This window comes from Kribbella sp. NPDC050470 (genome assembly GCF_044458365.1).
In the GTDB taxonomy this organism is placed as follows: domain Bacteria; phylum Actinomycetota; class Actinomycetes; order Propionibacteriales; family Kribbellaceae; genus Kribbella.
In genome coordinates this window covers 195,154-210,152 of the sequence record NZ_JBITHV010000009.1, presented here as the reverse complement: position 1 = coordinate 210,152, position 14,999 = coordinate 195,154, and the positions used below count along the sequence as shown (strand labels likewise).

Annotated in this window: 16 protein-coding genes; 10 read left to right on the top strand and 6 right to left on the bottom strand. The window is 67.5% G+C overall.

Features of this window, described 5'->3' with window-relative positions; genetic code table 11:
* The first annotated feature begins 218 nt into the window (after positions 1–218).
* Positions 219–1,103, top strand: a complete 885-nt coding sequence (locus ACIBGM_RS27780) for a M23 family metallopeptidase (protein ID WP_396387184.1) — start codon at positions 219–221, stop codon at positions 1,101–1,103.
* Here the strand turns inward: ACIBGM_RS27780 and ACIBGM_RS27775 are convergent.
* Positions 1,093–1,914: an alpha/beta hydrolase gene (locus tag ACIBGM_RS27775; RefSeq protein WP_360527554.1), complete on the bottom strand. Its 822-nt coding sequence runs from the start codon at positions 1,912–1,914 to the stop codon at positions 1,093–1,095. The two genes, ACIBGM_RS27780 and ACIBGM_RS27775, sit on opposite strands and share 11 nt — an antisense overlap.
* Positions 1,915–1,946: 32 nt before the next feature.
* On the opposite strand from ACIBGM_RS27775, the gene ACIBGM_RS27770 reads away from it, so the two are divergent.
* Together ACIBGM_RS27770 and ACIBGM_RS27765 are read left to right on the top strand one after the other, a co-directional pair.
* Positions 1,947–2,402 carry a hypothetical protein gene (locus ACIBGM_RS27770; RefSeq protein WP_396387183.1) on the top strand — a complete coding sequence of 152 codons (456 nt, stop codon included), beginning with the start codon at positions 1,947–1,949 and terminating at the stop codon, positions 2,400–2,402.
* A gap of 116 nt (positions 2,403–2,518) precedes the next feature.
* Entirely contained in the window at positions 2,519–3,100 is a 582-nt protein-coding gene (locus tag ACIBGM_RS27765) for a M15 family metallopeptidase (protein ID WP_396387182.1), read from the top strand.
* Here the strand turns inward: ACIBGM_RS27765 and ACIBGM_RS27760 are convergent.
* Positions 3,097–3,621 (bottom strand): N-acetyltransferase family protein, encoded by a 525-nt coding sequence (locus ACIBGM_RS27760; protein WP_360527545.1) that lies wholly within the window; start codon positions 3,619–3,621, stop codon positions 3,097–3,099. The genes ACIBGM_RS27765 and ACIBGM_RS27760 overlap by 4 nt on opposite strands.
* A 39-nt stretch (positions 3,622–3,660) precedes the next feature.
* Between ACIBGM_RS27760 and ACIBGM_RS27755 the strand changes: the two genes are divergently transcribed.
* The 5 genes from ACIBGM_RS27755 to ACIBGM_RS27735 all read left to right on the top strand — a co-directional run bounded on the left by ACIBGM_RS27755 (position 3,661) and on the right by ACIBGM_RS27735 (position 8,156).
* Positions 3,661–4,224: an XRE family transcriptional regulator gene (locus ACIBGM_RS27755; RefSeq protein WP_360527542.1), complete on the top strand. Its 564-nt coding sequence runs from the start codon at positions 3,661–3,663 to the stop codon at positions 4,222–4,224.
* A gap of 95 nt (positions 4,225–4,319) precedes the next feature.
* Positions 4,320–5,528, top strand: coding sequence for a TerC family protein (locus ACIBGM_RS27750; protein WP_360527539.1), 1,209 nt, complete (start codon positions 4,320–4,322; stop codon positions 5,526–5,528).
* Between the two features lie 91 nt (positions 5,529–5,619).
* On the top strand, positions 5,620–6,645 hold the full coding sequence (locus ACIBGM_RS27745) for a type IV toxin-antitoxin system AbiEi family antitoxin domain-containing protein (protein WP_360527536.1): 1,026 nt from the start codon (positions 5,620–5,622) through the stop codon (positions 6,643–6,645).
* Entirely contained in the window at positions 6,548–7,483 is a 936-nt protein-coding gene (locus ACIBGM_RS27740) for a nucleotidyl transferase AbiEii/AbiGii toxin family protein (RefSeq protein WP_396387181.1), read from the top strand. Before ACIBGM_RS27745 ends, ACIBGM_RS27740 begins: the two co-directional genes overlap by 98 nt.
* 184 nt (positions 7,484–7,667) lie before the next feature.
* Complete coding sequence (locus ACIBGM_RS27735) at positions 7,668–8,156, top strand: NUDIX hydrolase (RefSeq protein ID WP_396387180.1); 489 nt, start codon at positions 7,668–7,670, stop codon at positions 8,154–8,156.
* Here ACIBGM_RS27735 and ACIBGM_RS27730 read toward each other — a convergent pair.
* Positions 8,080–9,246, bottom strand: coding sequence for a S8 family peptidase (locus ACIBGM_RS27730; RefSeq protein WP_396387179.1), 1,167 nt, complete (start codon positions 9,244–9,246; stop codon positions 8,080–8,082). The genes ACIBGM_RS27735 and ACIBGM_RS27730 overlap by 77 nt on opposite strands.
* A gap of 69 nt (positions 9,247–9,315) precedes the next feature.
* Complete coding sequence (locus tag ACIBGM_RS27725; RefSeq protein WP_396387178.1) at positions 9,316–10,257, bottom strand: GNAT family N-acetyltransferase; 942 nt, start codon at positions 10,255–10,257, stop codon at positions 9,316–9,318.
* 120 nt (positions 10,258–10,377) lie between these two features.
* Here ACIBGM_RS27725 and ACIBGM_RS27720 point away from each other — a divergent pair, with 120 nt between their 5' ends.
* Positions 10,378–11,568, top strand: coding sequence for an erythromycin esterase family protein (locus ACIBGM_RS27720; RefSeq protein WP_360527521.1), 1,191 nt, complete (start codon positions 10,378–10,380; stop codon positions 11,566–11,568).
* A 640-nt stretch (positions 11,569–12,208) separates the two neighbouring features.
* Complete coding sequence (locus ACIBGM_RS27715) at positions 12,209–12,637, top strand: SRPBCC family protein (protein ID WP_396387177.1); 429 nt, start codon at positions 12,209–12,211, stop codon at positions 12,635–12,637.
* Between the two features lie 519 nt (positions 12,638–13,156).
* Here the strand turns inward: ACIBGM_RS27715 and ACIBGM_RS27710 are convergent.
* Positions 13,157–13,987, bottom strand: coding sequence for a carbohydrate ABC transporter permease (locus tag ACIBGM_RS27710; protein WP_396387176.1), 831 nt, complete (start codon positions 13,985–13,987; stop codon positions 13,157–13,159).
* 3 nt (positions 13,988–13,990) lie between these two features.
* Positions 13,991–14,944: a carbohydrate ABC transporter permease gene (locus ACIBGM_RS27705; RefSeq protein ID WP_396387175.1), complete on the bottom strand. Its 954-nt coding sequence runs from the start codon at positions 14,942–14,944 to the stop codon at positions 13,991–13,993.
* Positions 14,945–14,999: the final 55 nt, after the last annotated feature.

Here is a 14,999-nt window from a genome sequence, read left to right as displayed (position 1 = left end):
CGCCATTTGGGACGTGATCCGTGTCACGCACGGATTCAATTACCCACGGGTCGGATTCACGCTTGGGCCTCTACACGGGGGCAGGAGCCACTCACCGTACGTGTGCGATTTTGTTCATCTGCGCGCACTCGGCGTTTGAGGGCCTGTGACCTTCTCGTTATGGTCGTTGGGCCGCTGTACCCCTCGCAGCGGTGCCCCTCCCTGGAAGGCCCTCCCCTGTGTCTCCTCAGCATGACGTCCCGGTCGCCCCGCGCCGGGTCGCCAAACATCGTCTGTCCCGCCGAAGTACCAACCGCCGCACTCAGCTGATCGGCCTCACCGCCGCTCTGGCCGCCGCGGCCGGCACGACCGCAGTCGGCGTCAGCTCCTCCGCTTCCGGACCCTCCACGGCGAGCACCGGCCTGAGCCCCTCGCAGGCCGACGCTCTGACCGCGGCCCGGGTCGAACGGCGGGACCTCGCGTCGCGTGACGCGTCCCGGATCGACCTGTCCCTCGCGGCGACCCGCAAGGCGCAGGCCGAGAAGGCGGCGCAGGCCCGTGCCGCGCGCCTGGCCGCGAACGCGACCCTGACGCAGCGCCGCGCCCTCGCGCTCGCCGCCGCCAAGGCAGCCGCCGCGAAGAAGGCCGCCGCCCAGGCCCGCGCACTGGCCGCCGCGAAGGCTGTCGCGATCGCCAAGGCCAAGGCTGCCGAGAAGGCGAACACCAACAAGGTCGTCCTGCCGACCACCGGCTACCGCCTGACCGCGCACTTCGGCCAGGCCGGCGGTCGCTGGGCCCGCAACCACACCGGCCTCGACTTCGCGGCCCCCCTCGGCACTCCGGTCCGCTCGGTGATGGCCGGTGAGGTCATCCAGGCCGCGTACGCCGGTGCGTACGGCCGCCAGGTGAAGGTCCGGCACGCCGACGGCACGGTCACGTCGTACAGCCACATGTCCGAGTTCGACGTCTCGGTCGGCGACATGGTCTCCACCGGCGAGCAGGTCGGCGCCATCGGCATGACCGGCAACACCACCGGCCCGCACCTCCACTTCGAGGTCCTCCGCGGCGGCGACGTCCAGATCGACCCGGAGCCGTGGCTCAGCGACCACGGCGTCAACGCCTGAGGAACCCGGTCACCGTCGCCACGAAGGCATCGGCGTCGTCCAGCCACGGATGATGCGCGACGCCGGGCAGTACGACGTACTGCGCGTTGGGAAACGCTTCGGCGAACTCCTCCGCCGCAACCGTGTCCGTCCCCCAGTCGAGAGCCCCGGCCAGCACCAAGGCCGGGGCTTCGACCTTGCTCAGCGCGGCCCGAGTCGCCGCGGCGTCGAACGCCTCCGGTGAGTTGAAGATCCCCAGCGCCTCGTAGTTGGCCAGTCTGTCCTCAAGCTCCTGCTGGGCCCGTGCTTCGGCGTCCCACCGCGCGTACGCCATCGGATTCAACGCGGCCCAGTCGCTGCCCTCGCCGGTCTGAATCGCCTCGAACGCCGCCGACACCTGCCGATACCAGGCCTCGCCCTTCCGCTTCTCGAGCACAGCCCGCCGCCGGTCCGCCGTCACCTCGATCCCCACGGCCCGCGTCCCCGGCGTAGCCAACACCAACTTCTCCACCCGCTCTGGGTATGCCGCCGCGTACAACGTCACCAGGCTCGCCCCCGCCGAATGCCCCAACAGCGTCACCCGCTCCACTCCCAGGTGCCGCCGCAACGCCTCCAAGTCCCCCACCAACCGATCACACGGCCAGCTCTCCCCACCCGACTCCCCAGTCCCCCGAAGATCCACCATCACCAACTGCCGGTGCCTCGCCAGCCCACCCAACTCCCCCAGGTAGGCACTCCCCAACATCCCCCCAGGCACACAAACCACCGGCTCCCCCTCCCCCACCAGGTGGTAGACCAACTCAACCCCATCAGGCGCAACGTACTCAGGCATGACCGGATCCTCGCACCGCCCGAGGTTCGCCCGTGGCGATATGGATGCCGAACCACCGGTCCGGCCGAATCTGGATCCCCGGACCAGCCCGCAGAGGCCGGCTTCACCTCATCCTCCTCGACGGGACGGAGCCCATCGTCGTCTTCGACGACGGACGCCACGACCCACTGGCCGCCCCGTTGGAGTGGGTCCGTTACCTCGGCGCCGCACCGCCCGCGCTGGGAATCAAGTGGTTGACCGAGGGAGCGATTCGAGTCGCGATCGGCAACGAGAAACGGATCATCTGGTTCACGGGTGACCTCGGCGCACTGGACAAGGCGAACCAGGAGGTGACCCTTGGCCGTCTGTCCGGCGACGTCGACCCGGTCGAGCTCGTGAAGAGTGTGCTGGCACTCGGTCGGGTGCCGAGTATCTGGCGCGAACAACGGCAGGCAAAGTCGGCCTGGACCGAGCTCCTTTCCCATCCGCTGACAACCCCAGTCAGTTGAACCGGCCGGCAAGAACCAAAAGGACCGGCGACATCCAGTGAATCAGGCCGCGCGTATCGAAAACGTATGCGCAAACGCAGACGCTCCGGCAACCTGCGCCCGGATGAACTGTTGCCATGCTCACCGATCAGCTGGTCAAACGCGAACGCCGGATGACGGCACTGAGCGCCCTGGCGATCGTCGCCGCGGCGACCAGTTTCGCCGTCGCGGCCTGTACGTCGGTCAACGCCCAGAGCGAGCCGCCTCCGCCCGAGTCTGCGACGACATCCTCGGGTCCGGCCGGCCCGGATGACGGCGTACTCCCGGACAAGGCGTCGGCCTTCGACACCGATCTGCCCGGCATCGCCAAGCTCGACCCGGACCTGCTGAAGGCCGTCCAGCAGGCCGAGACCGCGATGCGGAAGGACGGCATCACGATGAACGTGAACACCGGCTGGCGGAGCAAGAAGTACCAGCAGGAACTGCTCGACCGCGCGATCGCCAAGTACGGCAGCAAGAAGAAGGCCCTCGAGTACGTCTCCACGCCCGAGGACTCGCACCACGTGACCGGCGACGCGGTCGACATCGGCCCGACGGCCGCCGACTACTGGCTGATCCGCAAGGGCGCTCGGTTCGGCCTGTGCCAGACGCTGTCCAACGAGATCTGGCACTTCGAGCTCGTCACCGAGCCGGGCGGCAAGTGCCCGCCGATGAGCTAACGCGTCTCCTCCGGCGGGTCCGGCAGTACGGCGAGCGCACGCTGCCGCCAGTGCACGTCGTGCCAGGCGTCGAGCTTCCACCCGATCCGGCGGTAGGTGCCGATCTCCTCGAAGCCGAGCGCGGTGTGCAGGCCCACGCTGGCGTCGTTCGGGAGGGTCATGCCGGCGATCGCCGTACGGAATCCGCGCTCGGCCAGCCGCTCGAACAACGCCTCGTAGAGGGCGCGCCCGCCACCGGTCCGGCGCCGGCCGAGCTCGAGGTAGACGCTCACCTCACAGGACCAGCGGTACGCCGCTCGCGGCTTCATCTGACCCGCGTACGCGTAGCCGACCACCCGGCCGTCGTCGTCCTCGAGCACCAGCCAGGCGTGCGTCGTCTGGGCGTCGGCGATCCGCTGAGCCATCTCGCCCGCGGACGGCGGCTCTATCTCGAAGGTGATCGCGGTGTCGGTGACGTACGGCGCGTAGATCGCCGCGCAGGCCTCGCCATCCAGCGGTGAAGCGTCTCTGACTTTTGCCATGCCACGATAGTAGCCACAGCTGCCGCTATAGTGGCAACCATGTTGGATCAATTGTCCGCCTCGCTCGCGGCAACGGTGCAGGCTGCCCGGGTCGCGCAGGACCTGTCCGTGAACGCGCTCGCCGAGCGTTCGGGGGTGTCCCGGGCGATGATCGGCAAGATCGAACGCGGCGAGGCGCAGCCGACCGCGGTCCTTCTCGGCCGGCTGTCCGGCGCACTCGGGATGACCCTGTCCGAGCTGGTCGCCCGCGCGGAGACCACCGGCGACCTCCTCCGCCGCCAGGCCGACCAGCCCGTGTGGACCGACCCGGCCACCGGCTACCTGCGGCGCGCGGTCTCGCCGGTCACCGACGGCCCGCTCGAGCTCGTCGAGGTCGAGCTCCCACCCGGCGCCTCGGTCTCGTACCCGGCCGACGCCTACATCTTCAAGTACCAGCAGCTCTGGATCCTCGACGGCCACCTCCGCTTCCACGAGGGGCCGGTCGTCCACGACCTGCACACCGGCGACTGCCTCCAACTCGGCCCGCCGTCGCCCACCACCTTCCACAACCCCGCCGGCTCGCCCTGCCGCTACCTGGTCGCCCTGGTCAAAGGCCGTTCGTAGTCGTTGAGCGACACAGGTGGGTCCGACGTGATTGGCTGGCCGGTGTCCCGCGCCGTACGCGGGACACCTCATGCCCCGCGCCGTACGGAGGAACGATGACGGTCTCACCGCTGGTGTGGATCCTGACGCTGGCCGCGATCCTCGCACTGCTCGCGTTCGACTACTTCTTCCACGTCCGCTCAGCGCACGTGCCGACGCTGCGCGAGGCCGCGATCTGGTCCGCGGTGTACGTCGGGATCGCGGTGCTGTTCGGCCTCGGCTGCCTCGTCTTCGGCGGTACGGCGATGGGCTCGGAGTACTTCGCCGGGTACATCACCGAGAAAGCGCTGTCGGTCGACAACCTGTTCGTGTTCCTGATCATCATGACCAGCTTCCGGGTGCCGCGGGAGAACCAGCAGAAGGTGCTGCTGTTCGGCATCGTCTTCTCGCTGATCGCCCGGGCCGGGTTCATCTTCCTCGGCTCGGCGCTGCTGAACACGTTCTCCTGGGTGTTCTACCTGTTCGGGATCGCACTGCTGCTGACCGCGGGCAACATGCTGAAACCCGAGACCGAGGAATCACACTCCGCGCAGAACATCGTCGTACGGCTGGCCCGGCGGTTCTTCCGCACCAGCGAGGACTTCGACGGAGACCGGCTCTTCACCACGATCGACGGCCGCCGGCTGATGACGCCGATGGTGCTGGTGATGGCCGCGATCGGCGGCACCGACCTGATGTTCGCGCTGGACTCGATCCCGGCGATCTTCGGGCTCACGCAGAACGTGTTCATCGTGTTCACCGCGACCGCATTCAGCCTGCTCGGCCTCCGCCAGCTCTACTTCCTCCTGGACGGCCTGCTGGACCGGCTGATCTACCTGTCCTTCGGCCTGGCCGCGATCCTCGCCTTCATCGGCGCCAAGCTGATCCTGCACGCGCTGCACGAGAACAACCTGCCGTTCGTCAACGACGGCGAGCACGTCGACGTCGCCGAGATCAGCACCGGCCTGTCCCTCGTGGTCATCATGGGTGTCCTGGTGATCACCGTCCTGGCCTCCCTGCTCAGCACCCGCGGCCGAACCCAGACCGCCATGGCCCACATCCGCCGCGACGCCGCCGCCTACCTGGACGCCGAGTACACGATGGACGCCGCCGAACGCGAACGCATCTTCCTCCGCCTCCTCGCCGCCCGCGACCACATCATCGCCCTGGGCCCCGAAGCCCGCCAGCAGGTCAAGAACGAGTCCGACCTCATGGACCTCTGCCGCCGAGCCGCCGATTCCCACGCCGCCGCCCACGCGGAACACGAAATCCGCCCCAGCCTCTAACCACGCCACCGCGAGGTATCAGACACTCTCACCCGATGCTTTGAAAGTAACGGCTAGATGTTACTATCAGAGCACTTGAGGAGGTGAGTAAGTGCGTGCGGTAGACGTGTTGGAGTCGCTGGAGCTTCTTGGTTCCAGCCAGTGGGGCCTGGTGACCACGGCCCAGGCATCCGAGGTAGGGGTGTCGAAGATGCAGCTATCGCGCCTCGCCGACCGTGGCACCGTGCAGCGTGTACGTCATGGCGTTTACGCGCTCCCGTCGGCCAACACCGGGCCATTGCAGGGCGTACGTGCGGCTTGGTTGGCCACCGGAAGTCAACCGGCCGGCAACCAGCCGCTGGCTGTAGTTTCGGGTGAGTCCGCGGCGGCTGTGCACGGACTCGGTGACCTGCTGCCCTCGAGGTATGAATTCACCACCGCGGTGCGCCGGCAAACCACGCAGCCGGATACGCGGTACCGCAAGCGCGATCTGCCGGATGCAGACGTCTCCTGGGTCAACGGGCTACCGGTGACAACTGTCGCCCGCACCGTCAAAGACCTGGCTACTGTCGGCATCGACTTCGATCATCTCGCCGTTGCAGTCCGCGATGCCGTCACGACCACCGACGTCACGTACGACGCCCTAGCTCAGGCACTTGAGTCGGCGGCGGAGCGGTTCAGATCTCCAGACGGAAACGCCCTGCTCGTCGCTGCGCTCAAGACATCCGGCTACCTACCTGACGCCCGGGTGCTGGAGTTGTTGGCCCCGCAGTTGCAGGAGATGCTCCTCCGAACGCTCGCGCCCCACCTCGAAGAAGTCGTCAGGCAGGCGTTTGCAGAGCAACTTCGCCAACTGGCGCCGGGGATCGACCTCCGTCCAGCAGCTCAAGACGTACGCAGTGCCACACTTCCTGACACCAAGGCAATCACTAGGGTGTCGCCCCAAATTCCGCCTGACCGGCAGCCGGAGTTGCGCCGAACAGCCGGGCAGAAGCGTCAGGCACAAGATGCCGTCAGGCGGCAGGACAGGGATATCGAAGTTGGCACACGCGCTGACTCAGCTGGAAGCGAACCGTCTCCGAGCGTCCCTCGGGACAAAGCTGGCCAACGAGGCGAAGAGCCGTGGCGTCGCGGCTGATCCGGTCCGCAAGCAGTACATCTTCACCATCCTCCTCAGCCGCATCTTCCAGGACCACAATGCTCCTTGGGTGCTGCTGGGTGGCAACGCTCTGCTGATCCGGACCGGCGGCGGCCGATTCACCCAGGATGTCGATCTGGCCCGTGAGACGCCGTGGACCAGTCCCGAAGCGGCGCTGTCCGAGCTCCGGCAGTTTTCCAGCCGGCCTTACCACGGAGATCCGTTCGAATTCGAGCTGCATTCAGTGACTGCCCAGCGGGAAGCTGACCCCTACGGTTATGGTGCCGAAACCGCCAAGGTCAAAGCTCGGGGTCTACTCGGCCGGCAAGTCTTCGAGAGCTTCACCATCGACCTCACCACGCGGCGCCACGTCGACGCCCCGGTCGATCAGGTGCCGCTGAAGCCAGTGATCGAGCACGCGACCCTGCAAGATTTGCCGTCGGTCCCCACCACCCCGATCGAACATCACCTTGCTGACAAGATCTGCGCGCTGTACGAGCGGTACGGCCAGAACGGCGACGAAGCATCAACACGCTACCGCGATCTGACCGACATCGTGCGGATCGTTGCAGCACTCCCGTTCGATGCGGCGCGCCTGACTACGGTTCTTCGGCGCGAGGCGGGCCGACGCCGGACGACACTTCCGAAGAAGGTGCAAGCGCCGAGTGAAGACTGGGTCGTCGCTTTTCCCCGTGCCGCCGCGGGGTTCGCAGAGTACTCACGGAAGTACTGGGATCTGAATGCGGCGCTGACATTCTGGAGCATCTGCCTGGACGAGGTCCTCAGCGGCGAACGAATCAGAGGCATCTGGGATCCACACCACCGTTCGTGGCTGTAAGACTCCACACCGCCGCGACCAGGCCGGACGCTCACGGCGCGGCGACGACTTGCACGGTTGACGACGTTTCCCAGTGAACGCCTGGCACCAACGAGTCCGGCAGCATCTCGCCATCCAGCCCAGACGACGGCGGTTGAACTCGACGGGTCTGACCGGACAAGTCCTCGCCTCTACAGTTGCGGTTGTGGCGAGGTTGGCGGTGAAGCTGTTGTTGGTGGACGGGGATGGGCGGGTGTTGCTCATTCGGTCCAGGGATCCGGGGACGCAGGGCGTTTGCTGGTATCCCGTGGGTGGGGGTGTTGAGGCTGGTGAGTCGTTGCAGGATGCCGCGACGCGGGAGGCGTACGAGGAGACCGGGCTGGTCGGCCTTCCGATGGGGGTTCTGGTCTGGCAACGGGATCACACCTACGAGTACGGCGGTCAGGTTGTCGACGTACACGAGAAGTGGCTGTTGCACAGGGTCGAAGCCTTTGAACCGGTGCCCGCGCAGTTGAGCGAGTACGAGGCCTCCAGCATCCTCGGCTTTCGGTGGTGGCGGGCGCAGGATCTGGTCGAGGCGACCGAGACCGTCTTCCCGCCACGGCTCGGTCACCTCCTCACAGACCTGCTGACCGACGGCGTCCCGCCACATCCCGTTGACATAAGCGACGCAAGAACCCCGGCAACGGACTGACGACGCAGCCGCTCCAGGTCAGGTTGGCCACGGCGAGCGCCGCGTCGGCAGAGGCCGGCGAATCGATCTGGCCGGGTGTGGTGTCAAAGCAGTTGCCAGCGGCAACCACGAACAGTGCGCCGGTCTGCCGGCTGAGCGTGTTGACCGCCTGCGCCACCGGGTCGGTGCCGTCGGTGGGCTCGCCGCCGAGGCTGACGTTGACCACTTTCGCACCCTGGGCGGCGGCCCATTCCATGCCGGCGATGATGCTGGAATCGGTGCCCGAGCCTTCGTCGTCGAGGACCTTCCTGTTGAGCAGGGCCGCGTTCGGAGCGACGCCGCGGTACTTGCCCTGGGAGGCGGCGCCTGTTCCCGCGATCGTGCTCGCGACGTGCGTGCCGTGGCCGACCCGGTCGAGGGTGTCGGGGCTGCCGGAGAAGTTGGCCTCGGCAACAACCCGGCCTTCGAGGTCGGGGTGGGTCTTGTCGATGCCGGTGTCGAGGACGGCAACCTTGACGCCCTGACCGGTGAACCCGCGCAGCCAGGAGGCGGGCGCACCGATCTGGGCGACGCTCTGGTCCAGGGCGGCCTTCATCCGGCGGTCCAGCCGGATGGTCCGGATCTGGGGCTCGACCAGTTGGCTCTTGGTCCTGGGAGCAGGGTCGCTGATGGAGCGCCAGAAGGCCGGGCCCTTGGTCACCTGGGCTGCCCGGGCGCCGATCGAGGTGAGGAGCCCGGACTTCGTGGTGCCGGCGAAGGCGTCGTTCTTGGCCCGGGTCCGCGCGGTGGCCGGGCTGCCGTCGTACTGGACGATCACCGGCAGCGTCTTGCGTCGGGCGTCGTCGTAGCCCTGCTCGATGAGTCCCTTCACGTCGAAGAGGGACCGGTCCAGGCGGCCCTTGGCGACCTCACTCAAGACTTCCGTCGGGATGACGTAGGTGTGCTCGGCGGTCCGCGAGATGACTGCGGCCGTGGCACCACCACCGCGGAAGCTGATGCGCTCGGGTTGCTCGGATGGTGGCTCCAGGACCGGTCCCGCGCTGGCCCCGGGTACTGCGGTCAGCAGCAGCGCGAGGCTGATGAGCAAGGCGATTGGGCGGATCAGAGACATGCAGACGACTCCTTGTGTCGACATCAACACCAAGAAGGACGTCTCAGGCCACAAAACGCTGCGTGGTTTTCAGAAGGCGATTCGCATGACAGCCCGGCGGTTGCCTGGGCGGCTTACCTCGGTGAAGCCGGCGTCAGTGAACATGGTGGGAGTGCCGACGGAGCCGCCGTCCACGAAGTCCGGGTAGCCCTCGACGGCGGTCGCCCCACGGTCGCGGGCGAAGGCGACGGTGGCTTGGGCCAGTACGCGGCCGATGCCTCGGCGGCGGTAGCCGGCGCGGGTGACGAAGCAGGTGACGGCCCAGATGGTGGGGTCGGTCTTGTCTTCGTTGCGGCCGAGCCACGGGACGCGGTAGTCGCGCAAGAGTCTCGGGTGGTCCGCTCGCGGCGCGACGGCGCACCAGCCGACGGGCTCGCCGTCGAGGTACGCGACCAGGCCGCTCGTCGCCCGCGCCTTGTCGTTTCCACAGGCGGTCTGGTCGCGAAGCCGGGCGGCGAGTTCTTCGGGGCCCTCGGACGCCCAGGACTCCTTGGGCAGCATGCGAAACCGTTGGCACCAGCATCGTGCGGTGTCACCGGCAGCGCCGAAGATCGCCTGCAGGTCCTCCCACGCCGCCTGGTTGGCGGGAACGATCGTGAGTTGCTCGGCGGTGACCGGTTCGCGCGAGCCCGTCGTACGAGGAACGGGCACTCGCTTGGCCGCCGGTCGCTTCTGCTGACGAGGCAGCGCGTCGAACATGAGCCGAACGTCCACCACATCGCCCGCGTCCAGTCCTGCGGGCTTGCGTACGGCGTCCTTCAACGGGAGCAGATAGCCGCCGTCCTTCGGCCACAGCGACGTCTTCCACTCGGTGCTGCCGATCCGTGCGCGAATCGGGAGCATCCCCCAGCCGTAACTGGTGGCCGAGGCCGCGTCCCGCAAGGCGACGCCTGCCTGCTCCGGCACGGAGACGAAGTAGTACGGCGCTGGGCCTCGCCACTCGAAGATCTCTCCGCTGAACTGTTGCTCCATGGCCAGATGCTAGGACCCATCGCCGACGTACCTCACTCGGTGTTGAGGGTTTCGGCCTGGCTGCCGCGTTGCTGCTGACGGCAAGTCTTCATCGAAGACTTCAACGATACCGTTGAAGGTATGACTGCCGGGATCGAACGAGCTGCCAGTACCGTCGACTCTGCCAGCGTGATGGCGTTGCTTCCAGGCAAGCCGCGCCTGCTGGGACTGGGTGAGCCGACGCATGGTGAAGAGGTTCTGCTCGAGCTGCGGAACGAGCTGTTTCAGCAACTGGTCGAGCAGGAGGGCTATCGGACGTTCGCGCTCGAGAGCGACTGCCTGATGGGCCTGGTCGTCGACGACTACGTCAGGTCGGGTCGAGGCACGCTCGACGACGTCATGGAGCGCGGATTCAGCCACGAGTGGGGTGCATTCCCAGCGAACCGCGAGCTGGTGAATTGGATGCGCTCGTACAACGACGGCCGTCCCGCTGACGAGCAACTGCGGTTCGCCGGCTTCGACGGCCCGCTGGAGATCACCGCCGCGGCGAGCCCGCGACAGGCGCTCACTGGTTTGCACGCCTACCTCGCCGCCTGGGGTGACACCGACTTGCTCCCCTGTACGGCGGACGCCCTCGACCGCCTGCTCGGCCCTGACGATCAGTGGACCAACCTGGCCGCGATGCGAGACCCATCCCAGTCGGTCGGTCAGACCGCTGAAGCCAAAGAGCTGCGACTGCTTGCCGACGACCTGGTCGCGCTCCTCAACGCTCAGGCGCCGCAGCTGATCGAGGCATCCGCACCGAACGACTGGGAGCGGGCTCTGCTGTACGCGCGCACCGCCAGAGGCCTACTGCGCTACCACCGCTGGATGGCCGACACGTCGCCGAGCCGCTTGGCGTGGCTGCTCGCCGTACGAGACTCGATGATGGCCGCCAACCTGCTCGCCATCGCAGACCGTGGCCCAGCCCTCGTCAGCGCTCACAACGCCCACCTCCAACGCAACAAGAGCTCGATGCGCCTGGGCGACCAGACACCGCAATGGTGGAGCGCCGGCGCACTCGTCAGCGCCCAACTAGGCAAGGACTACGCCCACCTAGCCACAGCCCTAGGCACAATCCCCCACCAAGGCGTCACCACTCCACCCCCCAACACCCTCGAGGGCCTCCTCTACACCCTCCCGGGCGACACCTACCTCCTCGACCCCGCAGCCCTCCACGACCTGACCCCCGTCCCGCGCGTGTCCCCTTGGTACGGCTACGCCCCACTAGACCCCGCCCACCTCCCCACCACCGACGCCATCCTCTTCGTGAAGCACGCCCACCGGACCTAAGCGTCGAACCACAGCCGACCCTCACGCAGCCCTTCACGGTCGGGGCGGTGCCGGCGCGTCACGCCGAACCTCGGACACCAACTCGGGACCTCGGACATCTGGTCGGATGTCCGAGGTCCCCGCTACGTGTCCGAGCAACCTCGCGGTACGCCGAAGCCGGCCGAGGAAGCCGTGGGGGCAAAGCCGTGCGGGGCGAAGCCGTGGGGACGCGCGTGTCTGCGGGTCCCGCCTGCGTGCCCGGACGAAACAGCGGCATGGTCATACCGGCTTCTCGGCGGTCTGGATGCCCTCGGTTAGCATGGCCGACCGAGCACGCGAAGGCGCGTCGCCGGCTCGCCCGCAACACGACCGCCTCACTGACCATGTCCCAGATCTCACGGGGCCGTCGTACCGTTGCCGGCTCGTCCACGTGCCGCAGCTCTCACGCGTGCCGTCGCACCGTCGCCTGCCCGTCCACGCGGCAGCTCTCGCGTGGTGCCGTCGCACCGTCGCCTGCCCGTCCACGTGCCGCAGCTCTCGCGCGTGCCGTCGCACCGACGCCAGCCCGTCCACGTGCCGCACCTCGCACGCGCGCCGTCGCACGCCGCCAGCCCGTCCGCGTGTCACGAGTGTCTCGCGGGTGCCGTCGTAGACTCGCCGCATGGCTGGGCTGCAGCACAGCATCACAATCGCGGCGCCGCCCGAGCGGGTGTGGGCGGTGGTCGTCGACGTTGAGCGCTGGCCCGAGCGGATCCCGACGGTCGAGACCGTGGAGCGTCTGGACGACGGACCGCTGACCGTCGGAGCGCGAACGCGGTTGGCGCAACCGCGACTGCCCACGGCGGTGTGGACGGTCACCGAACTGACTGACGGGTCGTCGTACACCTGGGAGTCCAAGTCATCTGGCGTCACCGTCACCGCGACGCACGTCGTCGAGCCGCACCCCGACGGAAGCCAACTGACGCTCGCCGTGACCGTATCCGGTCCGTTGGCCCGACCCGGCTGGCTGATGACGCGATCCCTGACCAAGCAGTACGTCGAGACGGAAGCCGCCTCCATCAAGAAGGCCGCCGAGACCTCAACCACGTAGACGAGTCCGAGCCGTTGGACGCTTGGCGTTCGACGGCTCGCATGGGTGAGCACAGCACCCCGACCGTGAGCTGTCACGGTGCACAGCATCTGGGTCCTCCCGCGACTCGCGGTCACCCTCAACCACCTTGCAGTCGAGTGCGGGCGGCAGCGCGCAGACCGAGGCGCGTGTGGGGCTAAACACAGCACCCACGGCACAGCAGTCTTTCAACTGTGCCCGGTCGCCCCGACCACGCCGCGGTCGAGTGTAGGCGGCAGCCTGCAAATGCGCGGGGCAGCGCGAAACCCAGGGTGGGTGGGAGCGACCGCGAGCACGCGACGCAGGAGCGGGCGTAGCCGGGCGCGTGGGGTCGACCACAGCAGTCGTTCAAGTGCTCCCGGCCACCCGACCGCGCCCGCAGTCGAGTGCAGACGGCAGCCTGCAAGTGCGTGCGGCAGCGCGCAGACCGAGGGTGGATGGGAGCGACCGGCGAGCACGCGACGCAGGAGCAGGCGTAGCGGGCGCGTGGGGTCGACCACATCAACCTTTGACAGCGCCGGAAGCCAACCCTGAGACGTAGAAGCGTTGTAGGGCTACGTACAGGACCACGCACGGGATCATGGCTATGACCGAGCCGGCGACCAAGGAGCCGAAGTTCACCTCGCCGTACGCGCCGGCTTGGACGTTCACGAGGGCAACGGGAAGCGTGTAGAGCTCGTCTTTGGTGAGGAAGGTCAGGGCACCGAGGAATTCAGTCCACGCCGCAAGGAAGGCGTAGAGCGCCACGGTGGCGGCGCCCGGGGTTACCAAGGGACGGAGGACGGAGCCGATCATTCGGAGGGTGCCGCAGCCGTCCACGTGAGCGGAGTCTTCGAGCTCGACCGGGACCGAGGCGAAGGAGTTTCGCATCACGAAGACGCCGAAGGGGAGGTTGACCGTGGTGTAGAAGAGCACCAACCCGAGGAGGCTGTCGGTCAACCGGAGGACGTTCATCTCCAGATACAGCGGTGTCAGGATCGCCTGGAACGGGATCATCATCGACACCACCACCAAAGCGAACAGCAACGGCCCAATCCGGAACCGGAACCGTGCAAAGCCATAACCCGCAAGCGTCGCCAGTACGGCGGTCAGCGCCGCCGTGCTCAACGCGACGGCAAGACTGTTGCCAACGGCCCGGATCAGGTTGCCGGGGCCCTCGATCAGCGTCCGGAAGTTGTCCAACGTCAGGTGGAAGAAGGTGGACCGGTCCGGCGCCGCGACGATCACGTCGTTCGGCTGCACCGAGCGGAACAGTGCCCACAGCAACGGCACGGCGAAGACCAGGAAGGCACCGCCACCGCCGACGACGTACAGAATATTCTTCAGCCTCATCGGTCAGTCCCTCTCGCGGAGCAGCCAGAACTGGAAGGCGGTGACGAGGCCGACGACCACCACCAGCACGATGGACAGCGCGGTCGCGGCGCCGAGCTGGAGCTGCACGAAGGCGCGGTTGTAGATGTACTGGACGACCGTCGTGGTGTCGGTCCCCGGACCGCCGCGGGTCAGGATGTAGAACTGGGTGAACGCGAGCAGCGAGCCGACCACCGAGATGATCACCGCCATCGCGATCGTCCGGCGGAGCACCGGGATTGTGATCTCCCGCTCCTGCTGCCACCAGGTTGCCCCGTCCAGCTCGGACGACTCGTAGAACTCGCGCGGGATGGCCTGCATGCCGGCCATCAGCAGCATCATCGTCAGCCCGGACACACCCCAGATCACCAGCACGCAGATGAGCCCGGTCGCGAGCGGGCCGTCCACCAGCCAGGCCGTGGTGCCGTCGGTGATGCCGAGGGTGCGGAGCACGATGTTGATCGCGCCGCTGTCGGGCTGGGCCTCTAGGACGGTGACGAAGCTCAGCGTGGACAGGCCGACGACGAACGGCAGGAAGAAGATCGTTCGCAACAGCGTGGAGCCGCGCCGCTTGCGCCGTACCAGGACTGCGAGCGCGTAGCCGAGCACCAGGATCGGCCCGGTCACGATGACCGTGTAGAGCAGGGTGTAGAGGACCGACTTCGCGAACGCGGCGTCGGAGACGATCGCGGTGTAGTTCTTCACGCCGCTGAACTTGACCGTGCCGATCAGCGGCCAGTTGGTCAGCGAGATCACCAGCGCGAACCCGAGCGGGACCAGGACGAAGACAGCGACGAACAGTACGGCGGGTGCCACCAGCAACAACCCGGTCCGCGAGGGATGGGTCAGCGACCCCTGCCCAACCCGCCGGCGCGCGGCGGCACTGGCTTTGCGGGCGTCGGGATCTTGCCGATGCGAGCTCCGAAGCGCCCTACTCATCGGCGTCCTCGCTTCGCTCCGGGCGCCGATGAGGCACAAGGTACGCAGTGCTTGA